Annotated in this window: 8 protein-coding genes, 5 tRNA genes and 1 riboswitch; all 13 genes read left to right on the forward strand. The window is 37.7% G+C overall.

What is annotated here, in order from left to right:
• The first annotated feature begins 58 nt into the window (after positions 1-58).
• The 13 genes from ACPLVE_RS10465 (at position 59) to ACPLVE_RS10525 (ending at position 8,718) form a co-directional block, all read left to right on the forward strand.
• Positions 59-133 (forward strand) — tRNA-Glu (locus ACPLVE_RS10465).
• A gap of 9 nt (positions 134-142) precedes the next feature.
• Positions 143-218: transfer RNA gene (locus ACPLVE_RS10470), tRNA-Ile, on the forward strand.
• 22 nt (positions 219-240) lie between these two features.
• A tRNA-Asp gene (locus ACPLVE_RS10475) sits at positions 241-317 on the forward strand.
• 3 nt (positions 318-320) lie between these two features.
• Positions 321-396, forward strand: a tRNA-Phe gene (locus ACPLVE_RS10480).
• Between the two features lie 14 nt (positions 397-410).
• Positions 411-485: transfer RNA gene (locus tag ACPLVE_RS10485), tRNA-Thr, on the forward strand.
• A gap of 281 nt (positions 486-766) precedes the next feature.
• Positions 767-1,753, forward strand: a complete 987-nt coding sequence (locus ACPLVE_RS10490; protein WP_424611498.1) for an ABC transporter ATP-binding protein — start codon at positions 767-769, stop codon at positions 1,751-1,753.
• On the forward strand, positions 1,750-2,544 hold the full coding sequence (locus ACPLVE_RS10495) for an ABC transporter permease (RefSeq protein WP_424611499.1): 795 nt from the start codon (positions 1,750-1,752) through the stop codon (positions 2,542-2,544). The genes ACPLVE_RS10490 and ACPLVE_RS10495 overlap by 4 nt, the downstream gene beginning before the upstream one ends.
• Before the next feature lie 4 nt (positions 2,545-2,548).
• Positions 2,549-3,310: an ABC transporter permease gene (locus ACPLVE_RS10500; RefSeq protein WP_424611500.1), complete on the forward strand. Its 762-nt coding sequence runs from the start codon at positions 2,549-2,551 to the stop codon at positions 3,308-3,310.
• Between the two features lie 122 nt (positions 3,311-3,432).
• Positions 3,433-3,535, forward strand: a riboswitch (TPP riboswitch).
• A gap of 59 nt (positions 3,536-3,594) precedes the next feature.
• Positions 3,595-4,386, forward strand: a complete 792-nt coding sequence (thiD, locus tag ACPLVE_RS10505) for a bifunctional hydroxymethylpyrimidine kinase/phosphomethylpyrimidine kinase (RefSeq protein ID WP_424611501.1) — start codon at positions 3,595-3,597, stop codon at positions 4,384-4,386.
• Positions 4,387-4,405: 19 nt separating this feature from the next.
• Positions 4,406-5,167 carry a 3-oxoacyl-ACP reductase gene (locus ACPLVE_RS10510; protein ID WP_022588956.1) on the forward strand — a complete coding sequence of 254 codons (762 nt, stop codon included), beginning with the start codon at positions 4,406-4,408 and terminating at the stop codon, positions 5,165-5,167.
• Positions 5,168-5,193: 26 nt separating this feature from the next.
• Complete coding sequence (gene thiE, locus ACPLVE_RS10515; RefSeq protein ID WP_424611504.1) at positions 5,194-5,829, forward strand: thiamine phosphate synthase; 636 nt, start codon at positions 5,194-5,196, stop codon at positions 5,827-5,829.
• A gap of 1 nt (position 5,830) precedes the next feature.
• Entirely contained in the window at positions 5,831-6,634 is an 804-nt protein-coding gene (gene thiM / locus ACPLVE_RS10520) for a hydroxyethylthiazole kinase (protein ID WP_424611502.1), read from the forward strand.
• A 104-nt stretch (positions 6,635-6,738) separates the two neighbouring features.
• Entirely contained in the window at positions 6,739-8,718 is a 1,980-nt protein-coding gene (locus ACPLVE_RS10525; protein WP_424611503.1) for a methyl-accepting chemotaxis protein, read from the forward strand.
• The last annotated feature ends 127 nt before the right edge of the window (positions 8,719-8,845 follow it).

Raw genomic sequence — 8,845 nt, forward strand, 5'->3', positions numbered from 1 at the left:
GGCTGTTAACCGGTAGGTTGTAGGTTCGAATCCTACCTGAGGAGCCAGTTTTTATGATGGCCCCGTGGTCAAGTGGTTAAGACACCGCCCTTTCACGGCGGTAACATGGGTTCGAATCCCGTCGGGGTCACCAACACAACATGGGCCTTTAGCTCAGCTGGCAGAGCGGTCGGCTCATAACCGATTGGTCCGGGGTTCAAATCCCTGAAGGCCCACCATTTTCTAACTCAATAAAAATGCGGCCCAGTAGCTCAGCTGGTTAGAGCGCTAGCCTGTCACGCTAGAGGTCGAGGGTTCAAGTCCCTTCTGGGTCGCCATCTGCCCCGATAGCTCAGTAGGTAGAGCAAGGGACTGAAAATCCCTGTGTCAGTGGTTCGATTCCACTTCGAGGCACCATTTATTTTTATTTTGCTGGCATAGCTCAGTGGTAGAGCAGTTGATTCGTAATCAACAGGTCGTGGGTTCGAATCCCACTGCCAGCTCCAGTGCTTATGCATATTAGAGGGTATCGACATTGTGTCGATACCCTTTTTTGTATATATACAGATTATTTGCTGAGTTTTATTTACTTTGTAGCAGGTTGTATTTGGGCATAAAATATTTCTTTGCTGATTTATTTCTCATTTAGAACATATTTACTAATAAATTTGCCTTTTATAAAAGCAATTGCATTTCTATTTTTCTTTTGTTAAAATAAAATCAAACCTTTAACTGGTAATTTAGGTAAAGGATTCGTGATATATGAAACTTTTTAGGAGAGAGGAGCATGAATTCGCAGATAATTGTTAAAAATGTCAGTAAAACTTACAAAGTATATATAAAAGAAAATGGCGTGATAAATACAGTTAAAAGCTTTTTTAAGCGAAGATACAAGTACATACAAGCAGTAAAGGACATTTCTTTTACTGTAAATCAAGGGGAAATACTTGGACTGATTGGTTTAAACGGTGCGGGGAAAACTACTACTATTAAACTAGTATCTGGAATTATTAAAGCAGATGAAGGTATTATAAGAATACTGGGAGAAGACCCCTTTTTACGAAGCAAAGATTACAGAAGAAAAGTATCATTAATAATGGGACAGAGAGGTCAGTTAGATCCAGACTTAACTATTATTGATTCTGTAAAACTTTTTGCCTCCATTTACTCTATTGACAAAAGAGAAGCAATAAAAAGTGCAAAATCAATGGCAGAAGAATTGGGCTTGTCAGAAATAGACCTGCAAAAACAGGTCAGAACCCTGTCTTTAGGACAAAGGATGAAAGGTGAATTGATATTATCTTTTATTCATCTGCCGGTAGTTATCTTTCTTGATGAGCCTACTTTAGGCTTAGATTTTATCACCCAAAGGGCAATTAGAAATTACTTAAAAAATTACAAGAGAAAATACAATGCATCAATAATATTAACAAGCCATTACATAACCGACATTGAAGATTTATGTGACAACATCTATATACTCCACAAAGGTCAAAAGCTATATTATGGAACAATTGAGAAACTGAAAAGTATGATTCCCAACATTAGAAAGGTTAGATTTAACGCAAGCAATTGTGCAGTTGAAAGAATCAGCAAATATTATAAAGTAGAAAAAGCAAGCGAAGAACAAGAATATTTCATCAGATTTAGTCCAGAAGAAACGATAAATGTGATGAGAGTTTTGTCAAATGAGGCTGAAATTTCAAATATAAATTTTCACGATGATACTCTCGATATTATCATAGAGTCATTGTATAAGGGTGCAGAAAAATGAGGACATTGTATGTTTTCATGGGATATTTTGACTACTCAATAAAAAGACTCTTAATGTATAGAATTTACCTTGTAGGGGAGCTTTTAAGTTCCCTAATTGTACCAATCCTAATAAACTTTTTTCTCTGGCGGTCTTTAATTGAAAGAAATCCCATAAATTACACTCTGAAAGAAATGATGATTTATATTATCATTTCTAATGCAATACTTCTATTCACAGAAATTCATGCTGAACATGACCTTGAAAAGGATATAAAAACCTACAGATTTGGCCAAAAGCTTTTACTTCCTGTGAATTATTTGACCAGTATTTCATACAGTCACATATCTTCAAGCCTTGCAAAGTTTGCAATTTTATATATGCCAGTAATTGTTGTGCTCTTAATCTGGGCAAAAATTGAAATCCCAGCAAACCGGCTGTTATACCTACCTTTAGCGTTAATTTTGGGTTTTTTACTCAATGCTTTATTTTCCTTTATAGTAGGATTGTTATCTTTTTGGCTGACAGAAATATGGGGCATAGCTGCCATCAGAAACTTACTGACAGGTCTTCTTTCAGGTGCCATTTTCCCTTTAGACCTTTTGCCTAGCAAAATTGAATCAATTATGCTAATGACTCCCTTCCCTTATATGACATACATCCCGTCAAAGCTTATATGCGATGCTAATTTTGACATTGAAATAGTAAATAAAGGATTATTTATTTCACTAGTCTGGGTGTTAATACTTGGTTTCATTGTTTTTTTACTTATGAAAAATGGATTAAAAAAATACACCTCTCATGGGGCGTGAAAACATGCTAATAGAATCTATAAGATTTTCAATTAAAAAAGCAATTCAATATAGAGCAAATTTGGTAAGCTGGTTTTTGGCAGACTTATCTTTATACACTGCGACATTTTTAGGCTATTACCTGCTTACTCAAAAAATTGACGTTTTTGGTGATTATAATAGAGAAGAAATTCTTTTTTATATAACCTGTTTCTTTTTAGTAAACAACCTATATGCAATTTTCTTTGCAGAAGCTGTTTCTAAGTTTGGACAATCAGTTTTAACAGGGTATTTTGATTTTGATTTACTAAAACCACAGCCTCTCATAAAATACATTGTACTAAAAAACCTAAATTTTCCTGCAGCTCTTTCAACCCCCTTGTTAATATTTCTAAATATATGGTGTATGAAAATATGTGGAATTAAATTGACAATAGCTTATATCATTTCAATTTTCAATGCTTCTATTTTAATGGGACTTTTATTTTTCATAGTATACAGTTTTACTCTTTTTGGTTTAAGGTCTGAAGCAATTTCAGCGATAGTCCTGCAGCTTTTAACAATGGCAGAAAAACCTGACACGGTTTTCCCAAAAATCCTCCGTAATCTTCTCATATATGCAATTCCCATTTTCTTATTTAGTGCAATTCCTGCAAGGATTGCCCTTGTTAAGAGCAATGTATATGAGAGTATATGGTGTTATTCATCTCCCTTATTATATTATTTGGTTTTAAAAATTATCCTTTACCAAGGGCTGAAAAAATACCAGTCGACAGGAGAATTGTGATTAAGACTATAAATTGCGTGACAGATAAAGCCTATAAAATTTGATGCTTTTGAAAATAAATTGGATTGAATTTTTGTAATCTTATGATATAATAAAGGCAAAGGAACTTAAAAAATTGAATATCAAAGTGCTAGGGGAGCCAGAAATGGCTGAGAGGGGATTCGTTCCCGACCCTTAGAACCTGACCAGGGTAATGCCTGCGAAGGGAAGCACGTTTTACGGAATCTGTAAAAAGTGCTCACCTTTTCAGGTGGGCATATTTTTATTATCTTGGAGGTGAGTATATGAAGCTGGCTCTTACAATTGCTGGTTCAGATTCAGGAGGAGGAGCAGGAATCCAGGCAGATTTGAAGACTTTTTCTGCCCACGGAGTATTTGGAATGAGCGTGATTACTTCAATAACGGCTCAAAATACTCAAGGAGTATTAGGGATTTTAGATGTTACCCCAGAAATGGTTTATCTACAAATGAAAGCTATTTTTGAGGATTTGTATCCGGATGCAGTTAAGATAGGCATGGTATCCAATGAAGAGATTATAAAAACTATCGCAAAGGGCTTAAAAGAATACGGAGTAGAGAAAGTTGTTTTAGACCCAGTCATGATTGCGGAGAGTGGAGACCCTCTTTTAAAACCCGAGGCGATGAAAGCGTTAAAGGAGGAACTGCTGCCATTAAGCCTTGTTGTTACGCCAAATTTGATGGAAGCCAAGGAATTAACAGGAATGGAGATAAAGAACATTTCGGATATGAAGGAAGCTGCAAAGAAGATTTTAAGTTTAGGTGCGAAAACGGTTATAGTAAAAGGAGGACATTTAGAAGGAGAAGCGGTGGATGTGTTTTATGATGGAGTAGAATTTTATGAAATTAAGGCAGAGAGAATTAACACCAAAAATACACATGGGACAGGATGCACTTTTTCATCAGCTATAGCAGCAAACTTGGCTTTAGGATATGATTTGTTAGAGGCAGTGAAGAGGGCTAAAAAATACATCACAGGAGCCATAAAGAATTCTCTTTCTATAGGACATGGGGTGGGGCCCACAAATCATTTCTGGAATGTTGAATTTAAAGAATAGAATAAGGAGGATGTTTGTTATGGAAATAAGAGAGCAGGTAGTTCTTGTTACAGGGTCTAGCCGCGGCTTAGGTGCTGCCATTGCTAAAGCTTTTGCTAGAGAAGGAGCCAGCGTGGTAGTAAATTATTATAAAAGCGAAGAAAAGGCGCAAAAATTGTCAGAAGAGCTGGGAAGAAATTCTGTTGCTATTAGAGCTGATGTAAGAGATTTTAATCAAGTAGCTTCAATGTTTGAAGAAGCAAAGAAGTATTTTGGGAAACCAGTCACTACTATTGTGAACAATGCGCTGATTGACTATGTTTTTGACCCGATGAACAGAAAAACTCCTGAAACAATTGAGTGGGAAGATTATTTAAAACAATTAGAAGGAGCTGTAAAAGGGGCCCTAAATACTATAAAAGCAGGACTTAAAGATATGAAAAAGATGCGCTTTGGCCGAATTATAAATATAGGGACTAATTTGTTTCAGAATCCAGTGGTTCCTTACCACGATTATACCACTGCTAAAGCAGCTCTTATTGGTTTTACACGCAATATGGCAAAAGAATTGGGAGAGTATGGCATCACTGTCAACATGGTAAGCGGAGGGCTTTTAAAAGTTACAGATGCGAGTTCGGCTACCAGCAAAGAGGTTTTTGATTTAATTGAACAGACCACTCCTTTGAAGAAAGTTACTGCTCCTGAAGATTTGGCTGATGTAGTGCTGTTTTTTGCTTCACCTTGGGCGAGAGCGGTGACAGGGCAAAATTTGGTTGTAGATGGCGGCCTTGTGATGGATTGAATAAGGGGGTAAAGGTTGTGAAGAGGATAGACTTTACTTTGTATGCTATCACTGACAGGTCCTTTATAAAGGGGATGGACATAGCTGAAGCGGTGGAGATAGCTATTAAAAACGGTGTTACTGTCGTTCAGCTGAGGGAAAAAGATATATCCAGCAGAGAATTCTATGAAATTGCCCTTAAAGTAAAGGAAGTTACAAGAAAATATAATGTTCCTCTAATTATAAATGACAGAGTTGATATAGCCCTGGCTGTAGATGCCGAAGGTGTACATGTAGGGCCTGATGATTTGCCTGTTGGCGTTGTGAGGAGAATATTGGGACCTGACAAAATAGTGGGAGGGTCTGCGTATTCCGTTGAAGAAGCTTTAAAAGCAGAAAAAGAAGGAGCTGACTACATAGGAGCAGGATCCGTATTTGCACAGCCTGTAAAACCTGAAGCAGAGGTGATAGGTATAGAAGGAGTTAGAAAAATAAAAGAAGCTGTAAGTATACCTGTGGTAGCCATAGGAGGGATAAATAAGACTAATGCTTATGAAGTGATTTTGCATTCAGGAGTAGATGGGATATCTGCAATAGCAGGTATTTTTGATGGAGATATTGAGGCTAATACGAAAGATATGTTAAGGGAAATAAGAAGAGCTTTTGAAGAGAGGAGGAAATAATGTGGGGAGTGAGCTTTTGAAGCTTTTAAGAGACAAAAAACCTCTTATACATCACATTACAAATGTGGTTACAGTAAATGACTGTGCTAATGTAACTTTGGCTATAGGGGCATTGCCTGTCATGGCATATGCCCATGAAGAAGTAGAAGAAATGGTGAAAAATGCCAATGCTCTTGTTCTAAATATAGGTACCTTAAGCGTGGAAGAAGTTAATACCATGATAAAAGCAGGTAAAGCAGCAAATCAGTACGGTGTACCTGTGATTCTTGACCCGGTTGGAGCCGGAGCAACAAGTTTGAGGACTAAAAGCGCTAAGAGGATTATTGAGGAAGTCAGAGTTAGTGTGATAAAGGGAAATAGCGCAGAAATTTCTACTTTAAGTGGGAGAACAGGAAAAATAAGGGGAGTTGAAGCGGTAGAGGAAGAAGAAGATATATCCGATATTGCTTATGACCTTGCAGTAAAGTGTGGATGTGTAGTTGCAGTATCAGGAAAAGTGGATGTCATAACTGATGGAAAGAAAATTGCCTATGTAAAAAATGGGCATCCTATGATGGGGACAATAACAGGTACAGGGTGCATGCTCACATCAGTGGTGGCGAGCTTTTGTGCAGTGGCTGAAGATCATTTTGAGGGAACTTTAGAGGCCTTTATCGCATTTGGAGTTGCAGGGGAAAAAGCTGCCCAAAATCCGAAAGTAAAAGGCCCGGGAAGTTTTAAAGTAGCCTTTTTTGATGAGATATACAATTTGACTTCTGAAATTATGGAATCAGGGAGGAAAATTGACTTGATTGTAAAAGGATGATATAATTTTGTCAGATTATGTCGAAGATTGTTAAAGAGGGGGTGGCAGGTGAGAGGCAGCTAAATTATTACAAAAGACAAAAGCTAAAAAAGGAGGTACTAAAGATGAGGAGCATAAAGACAAAACTTTTATTGTTTATTGTTTTGATGATATTAATTCCTCTTGCTATAAGTGGTTTTTTTGCAACAAGAATTGCAGAATCTGTTCTTAAAGTTAAAATAAACGATTCCAACCAGGCTGCGCTCTCTGTTCTGAACAAATATGTGAGTTCTTTTAAAAAAGATACAGAGTCTATGCTTTACATTTTATCGCAATCTAGTGTCATATCTGATTACGATGAAAAGACTGTTACTGATGAGGTAGTGCTTAAAAAGCTGGAAGATGCTAAAAAGGCTATGCCTGATGCGATGAATGTATATTTTGCTACTCCTTCAAAGAAGATGATTTTATATCCACCACAGAATTTAGGAGATTATGACCCTACGGAAAGGCCTTGGTATAAGGATGCGGTAAATGCCAAGGGAGAACCTGTATGGACCAAACCTTATCAGGACTTTGTCACCAAACTTCCCGAAATAACAGTTGCAAAGGCAGTGTTTGATTCAAGTGGCAACTTAAAAGGAGTAGTGGGGATAGACATAACTTTAGAGCAGCTTTCAAAAAATATTGCCTTAATTAACATAGGAAAAACCGGTTACATTTACATACTCACAAAAGACGGTACATTTATAGTTCATCCTAGAAAGGATATGCTTTTTACTTCTATATATAAATACGATTTTGGGAAAAAGATAATGGAGGCTAATAACAGCACTGTTTACTACACTTTTAATGGGGCGTACAAATTTGCAAGTGTGAGAAATCTAGAGGCTTTTGGCTGGAAAGCAGCTGTTGCCATGGAGAATGAAGAACTTGTGCGTGACATGAACAAAATTACTAATTTCATAATAACAGTGAGCATAGTAATACTTCTAATAGGATTAATAATTGCTTACCTTTTCTCCAGTTCTATTGCCTCCGGGATAAAGAAGGTTGTAGCAGCAATGGAAAAAGCCTCTCAAGGGGATATAACGGTAAGAGCGGATGTAAAAGCAAAAGATGAAGTGGGTATACTTGCAAAGAGCTTTAATTCTATGCTGGAAGGCATAAAGAAGCTAATATTTGACATAAAGAGCGTATCAGAATCTGTAAACCACTCTGCAGAAAACTTGGCAGTTGCTTCAGAGCAGGCAGCTCAGGCTACACAGGATGTAGCAAAGGCGATTGAAGAAATAGCTCAAGGGGCATCAAGTCAGGCGAAAGAGGCAGAAGAAAGCGCCAATGCGACTGTGGTCTTAGGGCAGCTTATAGATAGCTCTCTCAAAAACGCTGAGAAAATAAACCATGAAGTAGAAAATGTGAACATGGTTTCAAATGAAGGTCTTGTTACGATAAAAGAGCTAATAGAAAAGACAAAGCACACAATACAAGCCAACAACAACGTAAAAGAGGCGACAAATTATCTATTAGAAAAATCGTCAGAGATAGAAAAGATAGTGGAGACAATAACAAATATAGCAGACCAGACGAACTTATTGTCTTTAAATGCAGCGATAGAGGCAGCGAGGGCGGGAGAAGCAGGAAGAGGCTTTGCAGTTGTAGCGGATGAAGTAAGGAAATTAGCGGAGCAGTCCTCACAGGCAGCGAGGAACATAGCGAACTTAATAGCAGAGATACAGTCTACGATAAACAACACCCACAGGACGGTAGAGGATTCAACGAAGTCAATAGAGGAGCAAAGCCAGGTAGTAAACATGACAAAGGACGTATTTGAAGGTATACTCAATGCGGTAAGGTTCATAGTAGAAAAGATAGAGAATTTGACAAAGTCTTTAAAGGAAATAGAAGAGCACAAGAACAAGATAGTAGACTCGATACAGAACATAGCAGCGGTATCAGAAGAGGCGGCGGCATCTGCTGAAGAAGTTTCGGCTACATCAGAAGAGCAATCAGCGATAGTAGAAGAGATGGCATCGACGGCGAATGAACTAAAAAGCTATGCAAATGTGCTGATAGAGGCGATCAAGCAATTCAAGGTAGAGTAAGCGGGGTATTTCCCCGCTTTTAATTTGTTGACAGAGTCTTTCTTATTTAAGTGGCATTTTGTGTTAATGCTTCGGAGTTGCAAAGCGACTAAACTAAGGCTCACTTTTCGGGCTCAGGCGGGGTACC

The sequence above is a fragment of the Caldanaerobacter sp. genome, from assembly GCF_049701115.1.
GTDB lineage: Bacteria > Bacillota > Thermoanaerobacteria > Thermoanaerobacterales > Thermoanaerobacteraceae > Thermoanaerobacter.

Coding starts and splice junctions, on each gene's coding strand:
- ACPLVE_RS10490 (WP_424611498.1), top strand. CDS start 767: ATGAATTCGCAGATAATTGTTAAAAATGTCAGTAAAACTTACAAAGTA.
- ACPLVE_RS10495 (WP_424611499.1), top strand. CDS start 1,750: ATGAGGACATTGTATGTTTTCATGGGATATTTTGACTACTCAATAAAA.
- ACPLVE_RS10500 (WP_424611500.1), top strand. CDS start 2,549: ATGCTAATAGAATCTATAAGATTTTCAATTAAAAAAGCAATTCAATAT.
- thiD (WP_424611501.1), top strand. CDS start 3,595: ATGAAGCTGGCTCTTACAATTGCTGGTTCAGATTCAGGAGGAGGAGCA.
- ACPLVE_RS10510 (WP_022588956.1), top strand. CDS start 4,406: ATGGAAATAAGAGAGCAGGTAGTTCTTGTTACAGGGTCTAGCCGCGGC.
- ACPLVE_RS10525 (WP_424611503.1), top strand. CDS start 6,739: ATGAGGAGCATAAAGACAAAACTTTTATTGTTTATTGTTTTGATGATA.